Source organism: Desulfovirgula thermocuniculi DSM 16036, assembly GCF_000429345.1.
Taxonomy (GTDB): Bacteria; Bacillota; Desulfotomaculia; order Desulfotomaculales; family Desulfovirgulaceae; genus Desulfovirgula; species Desulfovirgula thermocuniculi.
Map to the genome: position 1 here is coordinate 2,128 of NZ_KE386891.1, position 22,734 is coordinate 24,861.

Annotated in this window: 28 protein-coding genes; 2 read left to right on the forward strand and 26 right to left on the reverse strand. The window is 67.2% G+C overall.

The window, feature by feature from the left end; all coding sequences use genetic code 11:
• Nucleotides 1-259 precede the first annotated feature (259 nt).
• From dnaN to G454_RS0116840, 10 genes are all read right to left on the reverse strand, one after another.
• On the reverse strand, nucleotides 260-1,405 hold the full coding sequence (gene dnaN, locus G454_RS0116795; protein ID WP_027719480.1) for a DNA polymerase III subunit beta: 1,146 nt from the start codon (nucleotides 1,403-1,405) through the stop codon (nucleotides 260-262).
• Nucleotides 1,406-1,474: 69 nt separating this feature from the next.
• Nucleotides 1,475-3,028 carry a TraC family protein gene (locus G454_RS0116800; protein WP_051276677.1) on the reverse strand — a complete coding sequence of 518 codons (1,554 nt, stop codon included), beginning with the start codon at nucleotides 3,026-3,028 and terminating at the stop codon, nucleotides 1,475-1,477.
• 70 nt (nucleotides 3,029-3,098) lie between these two features.
• The gene (locus G454_RS20685; RefSeq protein WP_027719482.1) at nucleotides 3,099-4,916 is read right to left on the reverse strand and encodes a hypothetical protein; all 1,818 of its coding nucleotides are present in this window, start codon (nucleotides 4,914-4,916) and stop codon (nucleotides 3,099-3,101) included.
• A gap of 5 nt (nucleotides 4,917-4,921) precedes the next feature.
• The gene (locus tag G454_RS0116810; RefSeq protein WP_027719483.1) at nucleotides 4,922-5,341 is read right to left on the reverse strand and encodes a hypothetical protein; all 420 of its coding nucleotides are present in this window, start codon (nucleotides 5,339-5,341) and stop codon (nucleotides 4,922-4,924) included.
• A gap of 133 nt (nucleotides 5,342-5,474) precedes the next feature.
• On the reverse strand, nucleotides 5,475-6,014 hold the full coding sequence (locus tag G454_RS20075; RefSeq protein WP_051276679.1) for a metal-dependent hydrolase: 540 nt from the start codon (nucleotides 6,012-6,014) through the stop codon (nucleotides 5,475-5,477).
• 59 nt (nucleotides 6,015-6,073) lie between these two features.
• Nucleotides 6,074-6,463: a hypothetical protein gene (locus G454_RS0116820; RefSeq protein ID WP_027719484.1), complete on the reverse strand. Its 390-nt coding sequence runs from the start codon at nucleotides 6,461-6,463 to the stop codon at nucleotides 6,074-6,076.
• A 43-nt stretch (nucleotides 6,464-6,506) separates the two neighbouring features.
• Nucleotides 6,507-7,898 carry a ParB/RepB/Spo0J family partition protein gene (locus tag G454_RS20080; RefSeq protein WP_156896877.1) on the reverse strand — a complete coding sequence of 464 codons (1,392 nt, stop codon included), beginning with the start codon at nucleotides 7,896-7,898 and terminating at the stop codon, nucleotides 6,507-6,509.
• 99 nt (nucleotides 7,899-7,997) lie between these two features.
• The gene (locus G454_RS20085; RefSeq protein WP_051276683.1) at nucleotides 7,998-8,393 is read right to left on the reverse strand and encodes a PH domain-containing protein; all 396 of its coding nucleotides are present in this window, start codon (nucleotides 8,391-8,393) and stop codon (nucleotides 7,998-8,000) included.
• Entirely contained in the window at nucleotides 8,390-8,623 is a 234-nt protein-coding gene (locus G454_RS0116835; protein ID WP_169719399.1) for a hypothetical protein, read from the reverse strand. Before G454_RS0116835 ends, G454_RS20085 begins: the two co-directional genes overlap by 4 nt.
• Nucleotides 8,611-8,886, reverse strand: coding sequence for a hypothetical protein (locus G454_RS0116840; RefSeq protein ID WP_156896878.1), 276 nt, complete (start codon nucleotides 8,884-8,886; stop codon nucleotides 8,611-8,613). Before G454_RS0116840 ends, G454_RS0116835 begins: the two co-directional genes overlap by 13 nt.
• A gap of 79 nt (nucleotides 8,887-8,965) precedes the next feature.
• On the opposite strand from G454_RS0116840, the gene G454_RS0116845 reads away from it, so the two are divergent.
• Both G454_RS0116845 and G454_RS0116850 read left to right on the forward strand, forming a co-directional pair.
• Nucleotides 8,966-9,214: an AbrB/MazE/SpoVT family DNA-binding domain-containing protein gene (locus G454_RS0116845; RefSeq protein WP_027719487.1), complete on the forward strand. Its 249-nt coding sequence runs from the start codon at nucleotides 8,966-8,968 to the stop codon at nucleotides 9,212-9,214.
• Nucleotides 9,192-9,611, forward strand: coding sequence for a type II toxin-antitoxin system VapC family toxin (locus tag G454_RS0116850; protein WP_027719488.1), 420 nt, complete (start codon nucleotides 9,192-9,194; stop codon nucleotides 9,609-9,611). The genes G454_RS0116845 and G454_RS0116850 overlap by 23 nt, the downstream gene beginning before the upstream one ends.
• 142 nt (nucleotides 9,612-9,753) lie before the next feature.
• On the opposite strand, the gene G454_RS0116855 is transcribed toward G454_RS0116850, so the two are convergent.
• The 16 genes from G454_RS0116855 to G454_RS20700 all read right to left on the reverse strand — a co-directional run.
• Complete coding sequence (locus G454_RS0116855; protein WP_027719489.1) at nucleotides 9,754-10,035, reverse strand: hypothetical protein; 282 nt, start codon at nucleotides 10,033-10,035, stop codon at nucleotides 9,754-9,756.
• A gap of 140 nt (nucleotides 10,036-10,175) precedes the next feature.
• Nucleotides 10,176-11,189: a ParM/StbA family protein gene (locus G454_RS0116860; RefSeq protein WP_027719490.1), complete on the reverse strand. Its 1,014-nt coding sequence runs from the start codon at nucleotides 11,187-11,189 to the stop codon at nucleotides 10,176-10,178.
• Nucleotides 11,190-11,306: 117 nt separating this feature from the next.
• Nucleotides 11,307-13,748: a hypothetical protein gene (locus G454_RS0116865; protein WP_027719491.1), complete on the reverse strand. Its 2,442-nt coding sequence runs from the start codon at nucleotides 13,746-13,748 to the stop codon at nucleotides 11,307-11,309.
• 46 nt (nucleotides 13,749-13,794) lie between these two features.
• Entirely contained in the window at nucleotides 13,795-14,025 is a 231-nt protein-coding gene (locus G454_RS0116870) for a hypothetical protein (protein WP_027719492.1), read from the reverse strand.
• Nucleotides 14,018-14,857 (reverse strand): hypothetical protein, encoded by an 840-nt coding sequence (locus G454_RS0116875; RefSeq protein ID WP_027719493.1) that lies wholly within the window; start codon nucleotides 14,855-14,857, stop codon nucleotides 14,018-14,020. The genes G454_RS0116870 and G454_RS0116875 overlap by 8 nt, the downstream gene beginning before the upstream one ends.
• 31 nt (nucleotides 14,858-14,888) lie before the next feature.
• On the reverse strand, nucleotides 14,889-16,430 hold the full coding sequence (locus G454_RS20690; RefSeq protein ID WP_027719494.1) for a hypothetical protein: 1,542 nt from the start codon (nucleotides 16,428-16,430) through the stop codon (nucleotides 14,889-14,891).
• Nucleotides 16,431-16,515: 85 nt separating this feature from the next.
• Nucleotides 16,516-17,118, reverse strand: a complete 603-nt coding sequence (locus tag G454_RS0116885) for a hypothetical protein (protein WP_027719495.1) — start codon at nucleotides 17,116-17,118, stop codon at nucleotides 16,516-16,518.
• A gap of 5 nt (nucleotides 17,119-17,123) precedes the next feature.
• Nucleotides 17,124-17,933, reverse strand: coding sequence for a hypothetical protein (locus G454_RS0116890; RefSeq protein WP_027719496.1), 810 nt, complete (start codon nucleotides 17,931-17,933; stop codon nucleotides 17,124-17,126).
• 17 nt (nucleotides 17,934-17,950) lie between these two features.
• Entirely contained in the window at nucleotides 17,951-18,895 is a 945-nt protein-coding gene (locus tag G454_RS0116895) for an ADP-ribosylglycohydrolase family protein (RefSeq protein ID WP_211230156.1), read from the reverse strand.
• Nucleotides 18,896-18,900: 5 nt separating this feature from the next.
• A complete protein-coding gene (locus tag G454_RS0116900; RefSeq protein WP_156896879.1) occupies nucleotides 18,901-19,227 on the reverse strand; it encodes a hypothetical protein in 327 nt (108 codons plus the stop codon).
• Entirely contained in the window at nucleotides 19,212-20,027 is an 816-nt protein-coding gene (locus G454_RS21720; RefSeq protein WP_051276685.1) for a PHP domain-containing protein, read from the reverse strand. Before G454_RS21720 ends, G454_RS0116900 begins: the two co-directional genes overlap by 16 nt.
• A gap of 6 nt (nucleotides 20,028-20,033) precedes the next feature.
• Nucleotides 20,034-20,222, reverse strand: coding sequence for a hypothetical protein (locus G454_RS0116910; RefSeq protein WP_027719499.1), 189 nt, complete (start codon nucleotides 20,220-20,222; stop codon nucleotides 20,034-20,036).
• A 165-nt stretch (nucleotides 20,223-20,387) separates the two neighbouring features.
• Nucleotides 20,388-21,290 carry a DUF4417 domain-containing protein gene (locus G454_RS20100; protein WP_051276687.1) on the reverse strand — a complete coding sequence of 301 codons (903 nt, stop codon included), beginning with the start codon at nucleotides 21,288-21,290 and terminating at the stop codon, nucleotides 20,388-20,390.
• Nucleotides 21,278-21,868, reverse strand: coding sequence for a ParB/RepB/Spo0J family partition protein (locus G454_RS0116920; RefSeq protein WP_027719500.1), 591 nt, complete (start codon nucleotides 21,866-21,868; stop codon nucleotides 21,278-21,280). Before G454_RS0116920 ends, G454_RS20100 begins: the two co-directional genes overlap by 13 nt.
• A gap of 22 nt (nucleotides 21,869-21,890) precedes the next feature.
• Nucleotides 21,891-22,379 carry a stage V sporulation protein S gene (locus tag G454_RS0116925; RefSeq protein ID WP_027719501.1) on the reverse strand — a complete coding sequence of 163 codons (489 nt, stop codon included), beginning with the start codon at nucleotides 22,377-22,379 and terminating at the stop codon, nucleotides 21,891-21,893.
• Nucleotides 22,367-22,734, reverse strand: a 368-nt coding sequence (locus G454_RS20700; protein WP_211230157.1) for a Holliday junction resolvase RecU, incomplete at its 5' end; no start/stop codon positions are given. The genes G454_RS0116925 and G454_RS20700, both read right to left, overlap by 13 nt.

Here is a 22,734-nt window from a genome sequence, read left to right on the forward strand (position 1 = left end):
CCCGGCGCCGGGCGCGGCCCCCGGGGCGGCCTCGGCGACCAGGCAGGCCGCGCTTTCGGGGTCGAAGTAGGCGCAGCGGGCGCAGTCGCGGTTCTGGCCCTCCTTCACGAATGATCCCCCGCTCTCCCAAAACGAAGTGCCTGTCCCCACCAGAACTTTTGCCAAAAATTTCTTTAAAAATCGTTCAGATGGCTTCGCAACAACTTCAAGGTGTAACATTGGGAAACTTTGGCCCGAGAAAGATCTGGGTTTTTGGGATCTACCACTCTCCCGGGGGCTTCGCCGGCAACAGCACGTATGTGTAGGCCTGGCCTTCTTCCCCGCCCTCCGGCCGGAAGACCGCGGCCCCGAGCGGCCCGTTGAGGCCGAGGAAGATACCGCCGTCCCCGACTGCGCGCAGGCCCTCGGCCAGCCACCGCCAGTTAAACCACACTTCCACGGGCTCGCCCTCCACGGTAGCCCGCAACTCCTCCCTCAGTTCCCCGATCTGGGTGCGGGCGGCGACGGTGCACCTCCCCTCTCCAAACGAGAGGGCCACCAGCGGCGGCGACAGCGGGTCGTTTTCAACCAGCATCCCGGCCCTCTCCACCGCGGCCAGCAGTTCCCCGGCGCCGAGCCGGGCGGCGGTGGCGAAATCCGAAGGGATCACTTCTTCGTAGTTGGGGAACCGACCGGCGATCAGGCGCGCGTACAGTTCCGCACCGCCCGGTAACCGGAAGTAGATATAGCCCTCGCCGGCAGCGGCCTCGACCGCGCCCTCCACGCCCCCGCTGGCGAGCCTCTGGACTTCCTTGAGGGCCCTGAGCGGCACTATGGCGTCCGCCCCCTCCGGGGTGCCGTCCCCGTCATCGACATCCAGGCGGCACTCGGCCAGCCGGAAGGTGTCCGTGGCCGCCAGCCGCAGTCCGCCGCCTGCGCGGCGGACCAGCGCCCCGTTGAGCGCGGGCCTGGCCAGGTCCGTGGACGCGGCGAAGAGCACCCGCCGCAACGCCTTTCCGAGGGCGCCGCCGTCCACGGAAAAGCGGGCTTCGCCGCCGTTGTGTTCTGGAAACGGCGGGTACATCTCCGGGTCGAGGCCGCGGAGCGCCGCCCCGGAGGGCCCGTAGGCGACGTGGAGCGTCGCGCCGTCCGGCCCCGAGCGCAGTCCCACGGGGCCGTCCGGCAGCCTGCGCACCAGGCCCGCCAGCAGGTGGGCGGGCGGGGCGGCCGTTCCCTCTCCGGCCACCTCGGCGGGGGCCGCCACCCTCAGCCAGACCTCGCCGTCGGATGCGGTGGCCAGTAACGTGCCGCCGCGGGCCTCCAGCAGCAGGTGCGAGAACGCGGGTTGGGGCGAGTTTTTCGCCGCCACCCTCTGGGTAGCCTCGACGATCTTCTCGAGGCTCTTTCTCTCGATTGTCAGATCCACGGCCTACTCCCCCTTTCAAATCTTAGCGAGCACCAGAAAAAAGCCGCTGGCCGTCGCGCCAGCGCCTCCTCATTCCCGGAAGACCGGAAAGCCCATGCCCCGCGCCGCCTCCTCGAGGGCGGGGTCTCCGCCCGCCGCGGCCACCTCCACCGGCCGGCCGCCGCGCCCCGGCGGGTAGAGCCGCCGCAGCACCTCGAGGTCCGCCGCGTCCACCGCGACGGCCACGGTGCGGGCCGCCTCCAGCCCGTCCGGCAGCGCGCCGGTGCCCAGGTTCACAACCACCGCGGCCCCCTCCCCCGCCTCCGCCAGGACCTCGCACAGGGCGCCGGAGTAGTCGCCGACCGCGAAGAGGCGGCCTGAAAGCGGCCAGAGGCGGACGCCGCCGGGGAGGGCGACTCCCCCGCCGCGGGGGTTGAAGCGCCAGTCGAACCGGGCGGCGGTGTCCTCCTCCAGCCCGGCCTCCTCGGCCACAAAGCCGCGCGGGTCGGCGTCCACCAGGGGGAGGCCCTGGTTCCGGGCGATCCCCAATGCCAGCTTCGCCGCCTCCCTCCGCCCGGCTTCGGACGCCGCGACGACCGCGACGACCCTCGCACCCGCGGGCGGCGCGGCCGCTACCGCCCCCCTTTCTTCCTTTCCAGGGGAGGCGCCGCGGCGGAAGCGCGGCAGCAATCCCCTGCCGGGGCGCGCCGTGCGCGCGCGGGCCTCTTCTTCCTCCGCTTCATCCCGCCCGCCGGCGCCGTCGAGCCAGCTCGTGCCGGGCACCGGGGCGAGGCGCCGCCAGTCCAGGGGGTGAATCTGCCTGGCCGCCAGGTCGCGCACCGCCTCCGCGCCGAGGACGCGCACCTTCGCCCCCGAGCGCTCGAGCTCGGCGGCGAACCCGGAAACGAGGTCCGCCAGGGCCTGCCGCACCAGCGCCTCGCGGTCGGCCTCGTCCCCCGGCTTCCTGGGCAGCGCGGCGTCATACTGCTTCCACACAATCCTGACGGCCGCCTCGGGCTTCGACCGTACCAGCGCGCGGAAGTGCGCCAGCCTCGCTTCGGCTATCCTCCTCAGGCCGGACCCCTCCGGGAAGGACGCCCGCCAGCGCGCCTCCTTGCGCTCCCACTCCGCCCGGGGGAGATCGGCCTCGACGTCCAGGTACACGGTCACCTCGGCCCCGGCGACGCCCGCCCTGGAGAGGGCGGCCCCGAAGGCCGCCACGGCCGCTGTCTGCTCGCCCTCCGTCATCGCCTCCCAGGGGGCAGGGGTGACGGAGAGCACCGCCCCGCGGCGGCCGCTTTCGAACTCCAGCGCGAAGGTGTCCCCGGCGGCGGAAGCCGACACGAGGGACTGGAGGCTGCCCGGCCCGCCGCGCGCGTCGGGCAGCCTCAGGGCCGGTTCCCTCCTGTAGGCGCGCAGCTTCTTCCAGAGGACGTCAACGCGTGCCGCCAGGGCGACGAACAGGGCCGCCGGGGGCACCACCAGCGCCAGGAACCGCGGCAGGATGGGGAACCAGGGAGGCAGGTAGGCGAAGAGGAGGAACCCGGCGAAGAGCCCCAGCACCGGTATCCAGAGGAGCCCGACGCGCACGCCGAAAACCGATATGTCCTGCCTCACGTCCGCGGGGAAGAACACTGGCCGCAACCGACATCACCTCTCACGGAAAAAAAAGCCCGGCGCGGGCCGGGCACCAACATGTTGCCGGCAAGAGCTTCTACTTCCACTGGCCGGTCCAGCGGCCCATGTTCAGGCCGTTGTCGGGCGGGGCGGGCACGCGCACCGGCAGGCCGTCCTGTATCACGACGTAGTGGTTCCCCTCCGTCCAGTACGGGATGCGCTTCCTGTAGGCCTTCTTCAGGGCCTGGACGGCCAGGGAGGTGTAGCCGCGCGCCACCTTGATGATGTCCGCCGCGTTGGGGTCCACGCGCACCGCCGCATCCGGTACGCCGGCCCTCTTCAGGACGTCGGCGGCGGCCTGCGCCTCTCCGACCGGCACCCGCACGGCGTGCCACGTCACGCCGCCTTCCGTGAGGATCGGCCCTTCGTCGCGCACCGGATCCACGCGATTCCTCCTTCCCGGCACGGGGGCGAGACGGTCGAGTACCCTGCCCAGCACCTTCCCGCCGGGGAGGTTCCCCACCGCCTCGAGGTACTTCCTCCCGGCCTCCGTCCGCTCCAAAAGGGACTCCGCCCTGTCCCTCAGCCTCCCGGCCGCCTCGCCCAGCTTGATGCCCTTCTCCTCCAGGCCCGGGTCCTTGAGGACGCGCCCCGCCAGGCCCGCCGCGCGGGCGGCCCCGGAGGCGAGGGACGCCAGGCCGAGGTAGACGCTGCCGCCCGCCAGGGTTACGGGGTCGCTGAGCGCCACGCGCGCCGGCACGAACCAGTACCTCCAGGTGAGGTATATGAGGAGGCCCATCGCCACCACCGCTATGAAGTGGGCGGAGACGCCGAAGTCCGCCCCCGCCGGGGCCGCCGCCGTCCCGCCACCGCCGGGCGCCACCAGCCCGTTCTCGGCGAACCTGTTCCTGACGATGTACACCCAGACCACGTCGTTGACCACCTGGAAGCCCGCCGTGCGGGCGGTCAGCGCCCACCAGCCGATCAGGGGCTCCATCCGCGCCGTGAGCGCCGACCCGACAAAATAGGCCGGGGCGGACACGGCGAGCAGGCACAGCAGGAAGTGGCGCGCCAGGGTGAGGAGGGCCAGGATGATGACCTCGGTCATGACGATCACCAGGAGGAAGAACCCGCCCCCGTTCTGCTTGTCGATGAGAATCTCGTAGAGCGGCCTCCCGGCCAGGGAGGGGTCAGGGGCGAACATCAGCCCCAGCACGGCCCTGCCGCTGCCGGCGCTGCCGGGGGAGACCCCGCCGGCCTTCAGCGCGTCCTCCAGCAGGGCGTTGCCCACGGAGTTGAACAGGAAGACCAGGAAGTCCGCCGCCCAGAGGGAAACGATGGCGGAGAGGAGCGCCGCGCCCACCACCTTGAGCGGCTGCCACATGTCCCTCCCCGGCTGCGCGCTGGCCGTGTAGACCCTTATGCCGGCCCACACGGTGGCCGCGAAGAGCAGCCCGAAGGCAAGCCAGAAAAACCACGACCACCACCGGTGCACCCAGGGGACGGAGTGCAGCCGGGGCGTGGTCAGGAAGGAGACCCCGAAGGCACCGGAGATCATGTCCAGCACCTTCTGGAACTGCCTGCCCAGCCACTCGGTGAAGATGTCCAGGATCTCCCCCCGGAGGACCCTGCCGATCATGTCGACGAACTGCTTCAGCGCGTGGATGAGGCTGGCTATCGCGTCCAGCAGCCCGCCCCCTCCCCCTCCTCCGCCGCCGCTGCTCCCGCCGCTGTTGCCGCCGCCGTCGCTGCTGCTGGCGCCGCTGGAGCCGCCGTCGGAGCCGCCGGAGGTGGAGGAGGAGCCGCCGTCCTCCGCGGCGGAGACGGCGGGCAGCAGGCCGCAGCAGGCGACGGCGACCACCAGGAGGACCGCGAGAACCAGGAAAGCCGTCCTTCTGCGGGCACGCACAACCATTATTACTACTGCCCTCCCAGGATGTTGATCAGCGGCACGATGATCTTTTCCCAGATGGCCTTGATCACGGTGTACCACTGGCCGGTGATGGCCAGGAGGAGGATGACGAAGCAGGTGCCCAGCGCGGCAAACCTGCCGGACTTGCTCCTCAGGTCGGCCTTGCCGGTGAAGATCTCCCTCAGGTCGTGCATGACAAAGTGGAACAGCGCCCAGGCGAAGTAGATTCCGGCCACGAAGGCGACGAGCCACGCCACGACCTTGATGAAGACCGCCGCCGAGCCCCCGGTGGTCACCACGCCCGGGTCCGGCTTGAAGAGGTCGGCCGGCGGGAGGTCGCCCGGCGCGGCCAGGACCGCCGGAACGAAGCAGAGGTACGCCAGGAGGGATAAGGCATAAATCCAGAAGCGCTTCAAGGCTGCAGCCATACCAATGACCTCCTTTCGCAAAAATCTTCATTCCGCTGTTCCATTCCGGCAGCTTCCCTTAAGGCGTGCGCGCGGAACGGAACGGCGGAACGGAAAAGAAAAGGGAAAGGCCCCGGGGCAACCGGCGGGCGGGTCAGCGCAGCGCCGCGCCGAGGCACCGCGCCACCAGGAGGACGGCCCCGAACCACAGGGCCGGGCGCAGGAGCCACAGCTCTATGCGCGAGCCGGTCTCGAAGGTGAAGGGCCACGGCAGCACTTCCCTCAGCGACCACCTCCTCCCGAGGGGCCACGCCCACCACACCCCCTGGGGGTTGAAGGAGTCCAGCACCAGGTGGCTGAGGTAGCCCGCCAGGGCCGCCCAGAAGAGCGGCGGGGAAACGGGAACGGCGAACCTGAGCAGCGCGGCCACGCCGGCCAGCGCCAGCAGGCTGTGCGTCGCCGCCCGGTGGCCCAGGAGGGCCCGCAGGGCGGCGTTCGCCGCCCCTCCCGCGACCGGCACCGACTTCCTCAGGGCCTGGTTCAGCGCCGCGCGGCCGTGGTCCACGTCGGGGAGCACCGCAGCCAGCCCCGCGAGGAACAGCGCGCCGGGCCAGGACTCCGGCGGCGCGCCCGCCAGGAAGAGCACGGCGGCCCCGGAGAGGACGCCGCCCGCAAGGTGGGTGTCGTAAAGCAAGGGAGAACACCTCCAAAAAAGAAAAGCCCGGTGGAAAGCCGGGCGGGTGGTCAGCAGGCTCAAAGCCCTTTTACCGCTTCTAGGAGGGTTTCTCTTAGCGCGCGGCGCAGCTCGGACGCGAGCGCTCTGTCGCCAGCCCTGTCGATGGCCTCAAAGATCTGGGGAAGCTTTCGGATGGTGCCGTCGGCCACCTTGGCGGAACGGGTGGCCGCCATGCCGAGCTTCCGGGGCTGTCCCTCGCACAGGGCATAGATGCCGCCGAAGCCGTACACGGCGTAGCCCGCCTGCCTCAGAGTGCGGGCCACCGAGCGCACTTTGAGCCGATTCTCCAGAAGGTCTCTCCCGTAGAGCTGCGCCGCCAGCTCTCCCGTGGGCACGCCGTCAGGGAACCGCTTCTCCAAAAGGTCCAGCATGACACCGGCCAGACTACCGCCCCTCGGCCTGCGCACCGCCCTCACCTCCTTCCCAAAAAAAAAAAAAAAGGCCCCCTTCCTAGCGCCCGTCCTTTTCTTTGCCCTTGACCAGCTGCAGCTTCGGTTTTCCGCCTTCCAGAAGCTCGAAGATGTTGGTTATTCTTTTTAAGGCCATTTCCAGGGCGGTCCTCAGCACCTTGAACACGGTCGTGTCCACCACGGCGTCGCCGATGTCCTCAAAATCCGGGCCGCCGCGCACCCTGGAGGCGGCCAAAAGCTCGTCGGAATACTGCTCCTCCAGTTTTTTGAGCAACTCGGAGAGCTCAAAGGCCGCTGTCTGTGCTTTCTGGGCCAAAACTCTGAACTCCTCCTTCCGGACGTCGAAGCGCGGCCTCGGCCTCTCCCTTTCCTTCTTTAGTTCGGTCCAGGCATGGTCAAGACGCTGCTGAAGCTTTGCCACTTCTTCTTCTAACGCGCGGATCTTGGCCTCCTTCCTCTCCTTTTCCTGGGCCACCTCGCGGAACCGGCCCTCGAACCACTCCTTTTCCTGCAGGAGCTTGGCCGCCTCGGCGCGGGCCGCCTCCAGTTCGGCCTCCAGGGCGGGATCGGCTCTGTAAACCACTTTCTCCACGACCTTCTCGACGGGCTTCTGCTCCAGTTCCCTCAGCCTGGCCCGCAGGCCCTCCAACTCCTCCTCCCTGGCGGCGAGCGCTTTCTTTAATTCCTCTACTTCTTCCTTGCCCCTTTCATCAGCTTCCCGGACCAAGAAAGTTTTTTCCTTTTCCAGTTCCGCCACGCGGCGGGACAGCGCTTCCCTCTCCGCGCGGACGGCGTCGAGTTCCTTCCGGAGTTCCTGGGCCTCTTTGACCGAGAGACCGGCCACGCCCGCCTCGCCCAGGGCCTGAAGGAGCTGCCCCTGCTCTTCCGGCGGCAACATGGCCAAGGAGTAAGCCGCTGTGGTGCCCAACTTTCCTTGGGAAACCAGATGCTGAAGTTCGGGAATTAGGTCGTTAAGTTTAAGAAGCTTTTTGAGGTTAGACACATCTTCTCCGACTTCTCTGGCGACATCATCCAGCGTTTTCAAAGGAGAATTTTTCTCCTTTGATCGTCTATCGCCGCCCTGTCGTACCCCCCAGTACCGCTTCAAAAACTCCGCCCGTTTTGCCTTTTTGATGGGATCGTCGCAATAGCGCCTCTCCTCGTTGTCGGCTATGAGCAGGTACTCCAGGTACTCGGGGTCGCCGTCCACGATCTGCACGGGCACCTTTTCGAAGCCGAGCTCCTTCGCGATCTCCAACCGCAGGTGGCCGGCGATCACCATGTAGTCAGGAGTCACCTTGAGAGGATCGCGGATCCCCTCCGCCGCCACACTACGCTTTATCTCCTCGTACTTTTCCGGCGACGGCCGGGAAAAGTACTCCCCGTTCTTCGGGTGCGGTTTGAGAAGGGAAACGGGAACCTCACTGCGCACGGCAAACGGCACTCCTTTCCACCACAGGTTTTTTCCTCAGCGGCTGTCTTTTCTGATGCCCAAGAAAAAAGTCACGGCAGGTATATTGCGCCACAGCAATCAAGCATCGAAATGTCCGACTTCCCCGGCAAAAGCCCCGTACACCTCGCGCCCCCTGATCCCCGCCCTGGCGCGCGCCTCCTCGGCCCGCTCCTGTATGAGGTCGGCCACCTCGCGGGGTCGCCGCACCCCCTTCAGCTCCAGCACAGGATCCGTGGCGTCGGCCCCGTAGACCACCACGGTGCCGAGCCCCAGGAGGCGGTCGAGGAGCGAGCGCCGCACCCGCACATCCAGCACGCGGTACAGCAGCAGCCGGTCCTCCGTGACGGAAAGCAACCCCCGGCTAACGTAGAGCGTGTCCCCGGCCAGGCGGTAGCGCTCGAAGAGCACCGGCAGGCCCGCCCACCTGGCCACGTCGCTCCAAACGATTTCCGAAGCGCGCGGCGCCGCTCTCATCTGCCGGTCCCGCCTTCCCGCCCGGACGCCCCGCAGGGCCTCTCCCCTGCCCCGGCGACCCACCGCCAGCCGTGGGCCTCAAAGCCCACGGCGAGCGGGTGCAGGCTGAGGCCGAAGCTCTCCGCCGCCGCGAGAAGCCCTTCCCTGCTCTGAAAGCGCACTTCACCGCGGCAGTATTCAACTTCCCAGCCGCCGATCCCGGCGGCGGACAGAAACGCTATCGGATCCACCTTTTTCCCGGCAACCACGAACAACCACCTCCGAAATTTTTCCTACCTCTCTCGGCCCGCTCCGCGGCCAGCCACGCCCCTTCCACGGGGCCCACGAAGAGCCAGAGCTGTGCGCGGCGGGGCTCTAGCCGCGCGGCCCCGCCCTCGGTAACCTCCGCCGCCAGCGCCAGCCCCTCTCTCGCGGCGGCGCGGGCCGCCGCGGGGTCGTCCGCCAGCAGGGCCGCCCTCTTCCCGAACGGAAAGACTTCCCTCAGCTTTCCCACAAGCTCCCATCCCCCGTACACTTTTTCTCCTTCGCGTGATACAATTTAAGTAAAAAGGTATACCGGAGGCGATATTTGTATGTTTCCTGTCTCCACGGTATCATCCAAGGGCTGGGTCGTCATACCCAGCGAGCTCCGCGACCGCTACAAGCTAAAACGCGGTTCCAGGGTCGCCTTCGTCGACTACGGTGGGGTGCTTTCCATTGTTCCCATCCCAGAAAACCCTGTAGACGCAGGGTTCGGGTTGCTGGAAGGGCTTCCCCTGACGGAAAACCTCCTCCTGTCAAGGAAGGAGGACAAAACGCGTGAAGAACTACGTCTTGGATAGCTACGCCGTCCTCGCCTACCTCCAGAAAGAGGAGGGGGCGGGAGAAGTGCGCTCCCTCCTCTCCGAAGCCGGGGAGGACAAGGTGAAGCTCTTCCTCTCGGTCGTGAACCTGGGGGAAGTGGCGTACATTACCGAAAGGGCCGCCGGCCTGCCCGCTGTGCACAAGTTTCTGGCCCTCTTGCAGGAACTGCCGATAGAGGTTGTCGGCATCGACCTGGAGGTGGCTCTGGAAGCCGCGCACTTCAAGGCTTCTCTCCCCATCGCCTACGCGGACTGCTTCGCACTCGCCCTGGCAAAGAAAGTGGGCGGCTGCGTAGTCACCGGAGATCCGGAATTCGAAAAAGCGGAAAAGCATGTACCCATCCACTGGTTGCCGCGCAAAGTCCCGAGCCGTTGACCGGCGGCCAGGCCTGCCTGCAGTCGAAGTTCCAGCGCAGGCAGTACAGCGCTTTGCAGTGGCCCCGTTCGCAAAGCTGCCGTTCCGCCGTTCCGTTCCGCCCGCGTGCCTTAAAGAAAAAAGGCGGAACGGAACGGCCAACTCAGAGGGCAAACCCGGAAAAGGCGTCGTCAACCTCGGCAGCCAGGGCTGGCACGCTGCCGCCTTCTCCCTCCTCTCCCTCTTTTCGGGCGCAGGCGGACTGCAGAACTCCCGCGGCTGCCATCTCCAGCAACTGGTCGAGCTTCCGCAGGCACGGCTCACCGAAGCGGGCGTACCAGGTGACCGCGCGGGCCACGTAGCCGGCGCGGTCGCCCTGGGCGTCCAGCACCTCCGCCACGTCGGGCGGCACCCTGAACTTCACGCGGTAGGACTTCCCGGACACTGTGGCACACCTCCACCGCAGGCCGCTCCTGGAACGGGAGGCAAATGCCGGCCTTTTCGTGCCACCGGCCACCGCTCACCGGCGGATGGGCCGGCCCGCCCATCCCCTTCCGTGGCACGCCCCGCACGGGTAAATGCCCTCTACTTCCCGCCGCTGCTGGCTTTCTCCCGTGCCACGGAAACCAGCCCCTTGGCCAGGAACCCCGCGGCATTGGCAAACTGCGAGTCGGGCAGCACCTCGCACGGGGCCAGGCGCGAAAGGGCGCCCTGCACCAGGGGCGCGCCGCCGCCCGCGAGCAGCACCACCTCCAGCCGTTGCAGGTGGTCGCGCCACCGCCTGGCCACCCTGGAGGCCACCAGCTCGGCCAGCTGCCCCGCCTTCGCGGCAGCCATGCCCGGCACGTCGAACTTCCTCCGCGCGAACCTCAGGGGGATCCCCCTGATGACGGCCTCCTCCACCCACTCCGGGCTGGGGGCCATGCCCACCTCGCGCTTGATCTCGTCCTGCACCGCTACCACCACGTCGTTCGTGCCTGCCGGAATGGTGTCCGCATAGCCCTCCAGCACCCTTTTCGCCCCCGCGTCGTAGAGCACGATGTCCGTGGTTTTATAACCAACATCCACCAGACCAATCATGCCGGAAGGCCGCAGGCCGCCCCGGACGAGGTGCCCGTACAGCGCCCCGACCGCCTGGGGAAACATGATGACCTTCTCGAAGGTGATTTTGAGCGGCCTGTCGTTCAGGCGGATTTCCGTCCCGGAGAACCTTTCCAGCGACTTTTTAAGCCCCGGCGCCTGCTTGAAGTACGGCTCCAGCGGTAGGCCCGTGACCAGGGTCACCGGCTCGCCCTTGCACAGGGCGCCCACGGCGGTCAGGAGCAGCGGCCTGATCTCCCCCGCAGCGCTCCTCTCGTCCGAGAACGGCCTGGCGGCGTCACGCGCCTGCGCCAGCGCCAGGTGGCCGACGAAGTAGTGCTCCGGGGTGTCGCCGAGAACCACCAGGTCGTAGTTGTCGGCCTCGGAGGCGCCATCGTAGACCATCCCCGCCATTCTGCGCTCGAAGCCCGTGCCCACCACGGAGGGGAAGAGAATGCGTTCGCCGGCTTCGTTCAACCCCTTGCAATACCCGAAACCGAGGTCAACACCAACGAGCAAAGCACACCGCCCCCCTTGCGTTTTTTAAAAAAACCGGGGGCCAGAGCAAATACCTCCGGCCCCCGGCGCTTCAGCCGCCACGCCTCGCGAACCACACACGTCCATTCGGTGATCCCGCTACCTTACTTTAACTATTTCTTCCACCGGCCGACCCCCGAGCTTCGTCATTCCCACTTTGTGGAACGAAGCCAGCACCTTCTGCCTGTCCTCCTCGCTGTTCACGAAAATGGCACGCGGCGGGTGCTCCTCAAAGCTTATACCGTTCTTGAACATCACCTGGGCGCGCCAGCTACCCATGCTGGTGGCCGCCTCGTAATCGGGGAGGTCCTCCACCCGCCTCGTCCTCCCGGAAGGCTTGTAATGCGGGTCCTCGGGGTTTACCGCCCCGAAGTCATCGCCCCTGGTCGCGAACCAGTCCGAGCGGGTGAGCAGCGTCTCCGGGTCCCACACGATGTCGAACTGCCGCTGCTCCTTGTTCTTGCGGAAGAAGCAGAAGGCGTAGCTCGCGCCGCCCGAGCGCATGTCCTCGTAGGACGAAACGCCGGTGTGCTTCACGCCCATCCGCTTCCGGAGTTCCGTCGAGGCGAGGACGCCGCCGCTCTCGATTATCCGGCACAGGATGTCCACCTTCTTCTTTTTGGAATCCGCGCTCTTGAGCTCGTGCACGATACAGTAGCCCTTGGTCTTCTCCCGCACGGCCTCGGGGGAGAGGTCGAAGCGGTTCCAGAAGTGGAAGCCCTTGCGCCGCCGCGCCGCCTCCGGCACCGGCCGGTAGGTGGGCAGGCTGTCCAGGCCGCCCGGCGCGAGGCCCAGCTTCTTCTCGAAGAAGCGCTTGAGAAGCCGGGTCTTTTCCGCGAGGAGCGCCCGCTGGTTTTCGAGCACCGCCTGCTTCGCCAGGGCCAGCCTCTCCTCCTCGCCCAGGCCGCGCGAGGCCGCCTCCTCGAGCGCCGCCACCAGCCTGGCCTCCTGCTTCATCTCCAGGGTCTTTAGGGTGTCGCCGATGGCCCTGTACTCCGGGTCGTTCTCGTACCCCTGCGCCCAGACGTTGCGCTCGAGGTACATCACCTCGGCCTCCTCCGCCGACGCGGGCGGCTCGGCGTGCAGGTGCAGGAGCTTGAGCTTCTCCAGCGCCCCCCTGCCGTCCCTGACCCCGGGCGGGGCGATCACTTCCAGCGTGCCGCGCAGCGAGAAGGGCACGGACTCGTCGTTCGGGTGGTACACCGCCTGGTAGCCGTCGCCCAGGTCTATGTGGTACTCGACGCCGTAGAAGCTGTTCTCCTCGCGCGTGCCGTCCCAGACGGCCGCCCCGCCGGCCTCGGAGGCCTTCACGCGCGAGCCCGTGCGCTTCCTGGCGGGCAGGCCCTCCCCCTTGCCCGCCGGGACGACGACCTCCTCCTCCACCTCGACCACCTGTGGCGCGGTGAACTGCGTGACGAAGGGCGCCTTCTCCTTGGCCGCCGCGGCGGCCTCCACCGCCTTCAGCTGCGACATGTAGTGCGCCAGCATGGCCCGGGTCTTTTCGTCCTGGGCGCTGCCCTGCAGCTTCTCCAGCTTGGCCTTGAGCTCGGCCATCCCTTTCAAGGTGTGGGCGGGTATCACGTTGTCCTTGCCCTCGCCGGTGTGGTGGTTGACGCTCTTGGCCACCTTGAGGAGCTGCGCGTAGAGGCCCTCCTGCTCGTCCAGGGGGAGGGGCATCGCCTTTTCCACCCGGCGCTTGACCTTCACCACGTGTCCCCCCTCGAAGTCCAGGGCGTCGAGCAGCTTGGCCTCGGCCTCCTCGCGCACCTTGCCGAAGAGCACCAGGCGGGACTTGCCGGGGTCCCCGCCGGGGTCGCGGAACAGCGTGGCCGTGAGCGTCTGGTCCTCGATGTCCGGCCCGGCCACCATGAAGGGGCGGCCCAGGGCGCCCGCCTCCGCCACCTCCTCCCAGAAGCGGTCCCCTATGGGGCTGACCTCAAAGAGCCAGGCAGGGGGCGGCGGGAGCGGAAGGGCAGGGGCCGCCTCTGCAAGTCCCAGCGCTCCCTTTTCCTCACCGTCCACACCGCTCAGACCGGCTTCCGCTGAAAGCTCCTGTCCTTCCTGAGCCACTCCTGCACTCGCGTAGCCCAGCTTTGCCGCCTCTTCCTTGATACTTTCCTGAAACTGCTCGTAGGTTATTTTGCCCTCCCAAAGCTCTTCCTGCTTGTTTTCATAAAATTTCCAGAAGGGGCTGTCGATGGGGACGACTCCGACGTAATCAAAGTCCGGCGGCTTCTGTATTTCCCCGGCCTCAACGGGCGGAGCCAGTCCTTTTTTCAGTTCTACCATCTCGCTGGTCAGCACCGCCAGGTGTCCCAAGTCTACGGGAGTAGGTATGCCCAGCTCCTGGGCTTTTTCGTTCGCTTGGGCATACAGGTCGACCGCGCTGATTTCGCCCGCCTGGTACTTTTTAAAGGCATCCGACTGCCATTCCCAATACAGCGCCCACTTGCTGGCGGTTGCCGCCCCGGGAGAGGCGCTAGCCTTCAGTGCTTCTCCCGGGGCGAGTGCGGGGGAGATGACCGCGCCGGCACCCGGCAATTGGGCACCCTTTCTCTTCTTTTTCGTGCCACCACCCACAGCAGGATCACCACGCTTTCACGCCGAGCCTCTTCGCCTCATCCAGCACCGCCGCCAGCTCCCTCTCGGCCACCAGGAGGGAGAACACAGCGCGATCCACCTCCGCCGGGCCGCGGGCCTCGCGAAAGGCCCGCCTGGCCAGCTCCAGCCTCTCCAGGGCGGCGTCGAACCCGGCGAGGATCTGCTCAGCTACAGCGCTACATTTTTCCTTTTTCGGATGGCTGAACAGTTCAAGCACCGCAACCCACCCCCTTTGAAAAAGCGGAAGCCAAAAAATCGCCTTCTACTACGCGAAACTCCGAGGTTTTTTCAAAGAGAACCGTGACCGCCCCCGGAGGGAAAGGGAAGTGAAAGGAAACCGCAACGCCAGGGATCGCAATAGCGGGCGACGAAAGTCCCCCATTGAAAGCAACTCCTCGGTCTGCGAAGGCAAAACAGCGGACGTAGAGGTAAAAGAGCAACCGGGCTTTTTCCTTAAAGCTTCTTCTGCCCTTTCCAGCGAGACACAGCCTGCCCAACGGTTTTCCTGGCACAACATCATCAATCTTCTCAACGAAGGGAATGAAGGAAACTTTTCCCTGCCAGACAGGTACCCTCTGTTTTTTTCTTCTGGCAAGCGGTCCCCAGGCGCGCACCATCACAAACCAAAGCGCGCGAGCAGCTTCCTTGTCGAGGGGCGCGAGTATGGTGTGTTCGCCTTCTTGTTCATTTTCATTGCCAGTCAAAACGCCATGGAAGAAAAACTCCCAGAAAGGATCCGACAAAAGAAAAGCAGAAAGATACGGCCAGCAAGCATGAAACAATTTTTCATAGGCAACTCTGTCCAAAATCTGGTGTGGCTCCGGTGGGAAAGAAGAAATCAACAAAATGGGCTTCCTTAGGTACTCGCAAAGAAACTCAAACAGACTCTTCCCACGGTGTGTGGGCACAAAAACATCGGCCACTTTCTTGAATTCTTCCAGATAGTACAGGTATGTTTGTGCTATGCCCATTTCGCGTGCAAGACAAGCCAAGCTCAGTCCGGCAGCAATCCGGGAAAAAGATACATCCAGAAAAACAGGTACTGGCACGGATAATCCCCCCGAAAAAGAAAAACCTAATCTAACTGAAGTCCACCGCCAGTCCCAGAACCTCGGAGAAGAACCGCGCGAAGTCCCTGCGGAGGTTGTTTTTCCTCTCGCACGCCCGGCGGAGGAACTCCTCGACCACTTCCCCGTCCGCCGGTTTGCGGCCGAGGCGCTTCGCCGCGAACTCCTCCATCCGCTTCCACCAGGCAACCTGGCCCTTCGAGGGGGACTTCGCGGCCGCCTCCGCCACCGGGCGGAGCATCTCCCGGTACTCATCGTCCGGTATCTTCTCGAAGGCCTCTATGACCGGCAGCGCATCGTAGGGGTTGACCTTCACCTTGCCGGCTTTGGCCGCGCGGTACAGGGCGTAGTACGCGGGCTCCTGCGCCCCGTGCACCTTGTTCGGGTGGTAGTCCAGGGAGAGCCTGTCCTCCCCGAAGTACTTAAATGCCTGGCCCTTGTCCACGCCGACCACGGCCCCGCCCGGCGTGACGATGAAGTTGTCGTGCTTCGCGTCGTGCTCCGAAAGGGCCCAGGAGACCACGTGCTCCCGCACCAGCGCCCGCACCTGGGCGGGGGAGTACTTGGTGGGGTCGGGGCCGAGCTTCTCCGCGTCCTTCACGAACGGCTGGATGCTCCCCTTCCCGTGGGGCGTCTCGGTCACGTACACGTCAAGGGCTGGCTGTCCTACCCGCCGCGCCACGCGCGAGGCCGCCGCCTCGGCCTCGGCCACGACGCCCCCGGAGTGCTTGTCGGGCTTGAACAGCCACTCCCGCCCCTTCTGGTCGGCGTATATGTACTTCGTGTGGACGCCGCCGAGGTCGCTGGCGTCCCTCTTGAACGAGAACTCCAGCGCGTGAAACTCCTCGGGCGCGACCCGGGGGACCTCCTCCTTCACTTTCTCGAAAAAGCGCAGTACGTCCAGGATGCCCTTCGCCTTCTGGGAGAACTCCGAGACGCCCAGTTTCAGGTTGGCCACGCCCTTCTTCAGCGCCTCCCGGGCCTTCTGCACGAGCGCGGCCGGCTCGAGGGCCACGAAGGGCGCGGCGACCGCCGCGCCGCCGGGGGTCACGCCGGCCACCACGAACTCCTCGGCGGCCCTCTCCTTCTCTTCGGCCTCCTCCCTCACCCCGGGCGGGAGTTCTTCGAAGTCGTGCCCCGTATTTTCGTTGGCCTCTTCAACTGCGGCCGTCCCGGCGGGGTAGGCGGGGTTGACCGCCGCCTTCAGCAGGGGAGAAGCGCCGCCGGCGAGCCCGCCGCCGCTACCCGCCACGGCGGCGTGCTTCAGCCCCTTCTTCTTAGCGATGCCGACCAGCGCCGCCTCGGGCCACGTGGACACCACCTTGGCGGCCGCCGCGGCCGCCGCGGGAGGGGCCGCGCCGCCGTGTGCCTTCACGATCGCTTCGAGGGACTTCTCCAGGGCCTTGTAACCTGCCAGGTTGGGGGCGAAGCTGCCCCCGGCCAGCAGTTCTCCGGCGGGAGGGACGACAGAGGGGGCGACTCCCGGCCCGCCGCCGGCCCCCGCGCCCCCGCCGAGGACCTTCATGCCGAGCTTCTTCTTGCTGCCTCCGCCCATACTGCAACACCCCCGGTCACAGATCTCCCTCTAAAAACAAAAAAACGCCCGGCCCTTTTCCGGCCGGGCGCGGTTCCCGGGCAGCTTACCTGGCCAGCGGCGGCGGCAGCTCCACCCCCGCCTCGCCCGCGGCCTCCCATATCTGCACCTGGTGCAGGGACTCCTGGACGGCGATTTCCCCGAAGTACCGCCGGAAGCTCATCCCGGTGACCGGCACGATGAGTTCCGGCATCCTGTCCCCGCCCTCGCCCATGATGCGGGCCAACTCCCTCTCCATCGCCTCCTGGTCGTCCGGATCCACGACGGTCCGCTCGACGACCCCCACGTCGTTGGTTATCCCGTTGCAGCCCTCTTCCACCCAATACTTTATGGCCTCGAGCATGTTCTGCGGCTCGATGCGCCGGAAGACGCCCGGCCAGGTCTGGCCGAGCCGCCAGTCGGGGTACCCGCCGAGCTGCTCGTCGAACGGCGGCACCTCGTCCGCCTTATAAAAATGCGTCGGCACTTCCGCCCACGCCCACCGGCCGTCCTCCAGCACCACCGCGAAAACCGTGGGCCAGATGGGCGGCATGACCCCCGGGGAGGGCGTCTCTAGGAACCGGTATATGGTCAGCTTCTCGCCCTTCCTGAACCGGTACGCCTTCATCTCCTCCTCCGTGAAAAACGGGGTGTGTATCTTCATGGGCATTGCCCTCACCTCCTCATCTGTGCCAAGAATCCCGGTTCAACACTAAACAAAATTTCGGAAATGGCGCGCCGTAACCAATCGGGGCTGTCGTTCCTGCGGAGGAGCATCTTGGCCGCATCGACCACGGGTATGTGCCAGGTACCGTTTTGCTTCCGCGCTGGCAGTTTCTTGGTTTTGATCAGCTTAATGATGTAGCTATAAGAGAGGTTGGAGAGGAGGCTGAGCGAGGGCGCGGATACCGTGGCGAGTGCGGGGTCAGCCAGGACAAGCGAGAAGCGGAGGGAGGTCTCGAAATCGTAACGCGCACGGTATAGGCGCACGGCGAAGGCGAGGCGCGGAGACACCTTTTCGGAAAGCAGCTTCTGTTCCACTTCTCCCTCACCGGCTTCTTTTGCAGTGCGAAAAGCAAAGGCGGGGTTGTGCAAATAAGAAAAGCTGCGGAGACTCACCTCGACGGCCTCGCGCATCCTCTCTGGGGGCGCCTCCCCGCCGACCGCGTAGGCGTAGACAGCTGTGAAGGCCAGGGGCAACAACGCGGCGAGATCGAAACAGGCCCGCGGCTCGTTTCTGTCGGGATACAAAGGGGGAAGGGCGACTTCAGGGTGGGAGGCGAGCCCGGCCGCGGCGAGGAAGCGCAAGAGAAACTCCTTCGGCGGCAGGGCGTCGAACACGCGGTCGGTTAGCGGGCGAAACGGGAAGGCGAGCAAGCTATAGAACTTACGGACAGCTACGTCCCACGCAGTGAGAAATTTTTCAGTGTCTTCCCGGGCGGCTTCAGGCGTCAAATCTGCGGTGGTAAACAACGAAAGTTTCATCTTCCCTTTCCTTTCCGTCAGACAAAGATCTTTTCCGCCAGCCGGGCGAGGCCTTCCGCCGCGGCGTCAAGCCTCTCCCGCTGGGCCCTGTTGAACTTGTCCACCCACCGCGCGGGGATAGCCCCGTAGCCGTGCATCACGCCGGCCAGGCCGCCGGTGACCGCCCCCACGGTGTCGGCGTCCCCGCCCAGGTTGACCGCCCTGACCACCGCCTCCTCGAAGCTCTCGGCATTGGCCGCGCACCACAGCGCGCACGCCAGGGTGTCCACCGTGTACCCGGTGGGCCGCAGGCGATCCTCCGGCCAGGCCATCACGCCCTCGAGCTTCCCCGCGAGCGCCGCGGCCGCCCTGCTCATCTTTCCTGCCGGGGCTACCTCCAGCATTTCCTCCACGGCGCGGTCCAACGCATCGACCAGCCCCGCGCCCAAGACAACGTGCTGCGCCGCCCTGCAGTACAAAAAGCACGTTAGCCCCGCCTCCGGGTCCCAGTGCGTCATGCGGGCCACCTCCATGCACCGCACGTAGAGCTCCACCGGGCCGGGGTAGGCGAAGGCCAGCGGGAGCGTCCGCATGAGCGCCCCGTTCCCGGCGGTCATCCCGGTCCGGGCGTGGACCGCCTCCGCCGCCCGGTGCCAGTTCCCTAGGCGGTCGTAGGCCTGGAAGGCCGCGCGGACCGTGCCGCCGATGTCCGGCGGGTCCGTGGCCCGCCAGCGGAGGAAGGCTTCCCCGATGTGCGGGACGGGTTCTTCCGGATCCGCCAGGATCCCCTCGGCCACGGCCAGGGCCATCTCCGTGTCGTCCGTCCACTCCCCCGGCCGGAGGTTCAGCCAGCCGCCGCCCACGATGTCCCGCAGGACCCCGTACTTCCGGCGGATCTCGTCCCGGCCCATGAACTCCACAGTAGCACCCAGTGCGTCCCCCGCGGCCAGGCCGTAGAGGCCGCCCCGGACCCTGTCGACCAACCCAATCATCTCCCGGTACCCGCCTTCCCTTCCGCCGGGGCGGTCTCTCCCGCCTTGAACAGCCCCGCCAGCGTCTTTTCCACCTCCGCGGCAACCGACTCCCCGCTGAGCTTGCCCAGCGCGTCCAGGGGAATGCAGCCCTGGATCTGGATGCCCACGAACACCCTCGGTTCGGCGCACTGCCTCTTGCACTTGTTTCCATAGCACTTCTCGGCGTGCACGAACGTCTTCAAGCGCGGGGTCAGGGGCGACAGGATCTGGTCGGCCAGGTAGAGGATCTCGTCGCGCTCTGCCTTCGTGATGTAGCATTTGGGCATCAGTACCAGCACCACCTTCCGGCCAGAAAGTCTTCGCCGAGCCACAGCCGCGGCCGCTGCGGCTCCGGAGAGCGCTTCTCGGCCGCCTGCCGCCGCGGCGCCCGGCGCGTTTTCCGCATTCTTTTTTGCCTTTCCGCCCGCCTGGAAAGGGCCCTCTCGGCCTCCTCCGGGGTGACGAGACCCTTCCCGACCAGCCACTCCACCGGCACCTCCGCCGAGAAGCCGCCGGGCGAGAGGAGGGAAGAGCCCGTCCAGTGCCAGTCGCTGCCCGCGGTCTGGAGGACGAACCGCCCGCACCACTCGGAGGCCTCGTTCAGCCAGCGTGAGGCGTCGAAGTCGCCGTTAACGCGGTTGCGGACCTCTATCCCGTCCAGCCCGGCCCGCAGGCACATGGAGAGCACGTACGGTGCGAGCACACCGTCCCGCCCCGGGTGGGCCAGCACCGCCACACCCCCCTGGGCGTGGATTTCCTCCACCGCCTCCCACGGGGTCAGGGTGTTCGGCGGCAGATCCTCTTTGAGGTTGTAGGCCAGGACGTGCACGCGCCAGCCGCCGACGACCGTGGTGACCTCGACCCCAGGGATCACCAGCATGGGCAGCCCGGCCTCCTCGGCCACGCGCCTGGCAAACCAGCCCGAACCGGCGCAGTCGTGGTCGGTGACCGCAACCGCGTCTATGCCCCTCTCCGCCGCCGCGGCCAGGAACCCCGCGATGTCCTCCGCGTCTCGCGCCGTAGGCACCCGGGGCGACGTGAAGCTGCAGTAGTACCGGTCCGCCAGCGGGTGGGTGTGGAAGTCGACGCTCAGAACCCGCACCTTCCCCTACCTTCTTTCCATCTCCTCTTCTTCCTCGAAGCCAACGGGCCTGCCCCCGCGCCGCAGGTAGGCGATGTACTTCCGGATTATCTCCGAGACGGTGGTGTCCGCATCGACCGCCAGGCGGCGCAGGAACCGCCACTCCTCCTCGCTCAGCCGCACCTGCACGGCCTTGACCTTCTCCCTCGTCTTCAAAGACATTCCCCTCTCATGTAGTGTATTCTTGCTTTCATTATAGCACTAATGCACTACATGTCAAGACTCTTTCCGCAAGAAATCCAAAAATTCTTCCAGGTTCCGCCGGAAGAGGTCGGGGGCGCGGCCGCCGGGGACTCCGCCCGCGAGTAGATCCCTCCCGTGCTAGGCGCGGGCCTGCACCGCCCTGCTCACGAAGACCACGCGCGGCAGCGCTTTCCGGACCGCCGCGACCCTGGCCGGGCGGGTGACGCCGTTCACGAAGAAGAGCACCCTCTCCCCCAGCTTTCTGCCCATGCGCTCCAGCCCGGACAGCAGGAAGGCCCAGTCCCTCTCCGACTGGTAGGTCTGGGCGTTCACCGCCACCGCCGGGATGCCCAGCTCCTCTATGCAGCCGCACCACCGCTCCAGGTCGCCTTCCGTCCACCAGTACACGTTGGGCGCGGCAGGCACGCCCAGGGAGGCCAGCCGGGCAGCCGCGAGGAGGCTTCTCCGCATGTTGAGGAGGTGCTCGAAGCGCGGGTGCTCGCCGTAGACGCTGTAGTTCGGCCCCAGGACCAGGGCGAAGCCCGCCCCCGCTACCTGCTCCCACACCCGGGAGCGGAACTGCTCCGTCCAGAGGCGCTCTATGAGCTCGTCGGGGCCGAACACGTGCAGCACCACCTTCCTGCCCGGCGGCAGCCCCAGCACTTCGGCGGCCGGGCAGCCCCGCCACCTCGGGCGCAGGCCCGTTCCCCCGGCGGAAAAGACGCGGGACGCCCCGACGGCGTAGGCGGGCCAGCCAGCCGCGGCGTCGTACTCCCCCATGCGGTAGCCGTCCACCTCCGGGATCACGGGGGGCAGGTCGTCCGGCACGGGCGGCCAGGAGATGCCAAACGGGAGCGAGAGGTCCAGCGTGCCGCCGGCATCCCTGACCCAGGATTCGGCGTCGTCCCGGCGGCGGCACCGCACCGCGCAGGAGGAGCACGGCCGGGCGCAGCAGGCGTGGTTGCACTCCGGGTGGCACCCGCCGCAGAGGTTGTAGAACCGGCAGCCGTCGCAGCCGCAGGCCGGCGTCAGCGCAGCCACTTCATGACCCCCTTTCCCGGGGAAATCCCGAGCAGTGCCAGCACGTCTTCCCAGGCGGGCCGCCTGAGGGCCTGCCTGGCGCGGTAGAGTCCTGCCGCCACCTCGTAGGGGTCGAGGCCGGCGCGCCGCAGGTTCTCCTCCAGCTGGAACGCCGCCCTCACTCCCGCGGGCAGGGGCGGGTACACCAGGCAGCGCACCTCCCGGAAGTGGGGGTTGTCCGGCCACAGCGAGCGGCCCAGCAGGAAGGCCCTGTGGCGCCGCTCCCCGGCCACCACGACGTACTTTTTCCCCGGCCCGGGGTTCTCCTCCACCACTAGGGGCTCTATCAGACCCACCCTGCCGATGCTGGCCGCGAGCCCCAGCAACTCTCCGCGTGGGAAGGAGCGCCTCGGCTGGAAGGGGTCGGCCTGTATCTCGTCCGGATCCACCAGGCGGAACTCGGGCCGGAGGCCCTCCGTCCCGGGGAGGGGTAACGGCGTCGCAGGCGCGCCCGGTTCCGGCTCACGGGGCTGATCCCAACCAGGAAGTTCCCCGAAAAGCGAGGGCTGGAGGTAGCCCCGGCGTTCCCTGCCGCTCAAGGTATCCGGACCTTCCCCCGCCCTACTGCGCGCCCTGGGTGACTTGGCCGGGCCGCCGCTCCTGCGACACCAGCACGGTGACGGACGGGCGCGACAGGTCGACCCTCTCGAACTCGAAGCGGGCCTCGCCGCCGTTCTCCCTCACGAACCTCTGCGCTATCCCCAGGGCCAGGAGTAGCCTGGCGAGGGCGGCCTCGCCCGTGGCGAGCACCTCGACCCTGCCGCACCCGCTTGCCAGCGCCTTGGCCACCGACCCGGCCACCTTCGCGGGGTCGGAGTCCGACGCCACGGGGGCGCGGAACACGAGCGAGCCCCGCACGGCCTCCAGGAAGTCCCCGCCGCACCCCGCCCCCCGCGCGGGCGCGCCCCCGCCGGGGCCGTCCCCCGGGCGCGTCCCCGGGGCGGCGGGCGCGGCCGCCAGCAGCCTGGGCGGCCCCGACCGCGGCGGCGGGTCCATGAAGTACGGCCTGAACCTCACGGGCTCCTGCCCCTTCAGCTTCACGCGCGGCATCTCTCGACACCTCCTTTGCAATCCCCAAAAAAGAGTTCATTAATGCGCTCCTCCCCCGACAGGATGAAGCCCAAGTAGTCCGGGAACCGCACCTCGACCAGCCCCGGCTCGCCCGCCCTCACGGACGCCGGGCCGGCCCCCGCCCTCCACGTCTCCCACCGCCGCTCCAGTTCGGGGAAGGGCAACGCGAAGAACCGCCCCGGCTCCCAGAAAGCGATTAGCACGAAGGCCGCGCACCCCGTGCGGTGGCAGTCCCGCAGGTACTCGTACTGGTGCGGCTCGAGCCTCGACAGCGGCCACCTGTCGCCCCTGGCAACCTCCTTGGCGTCGAAGGCCACGGGCACGCCCCAGCCGC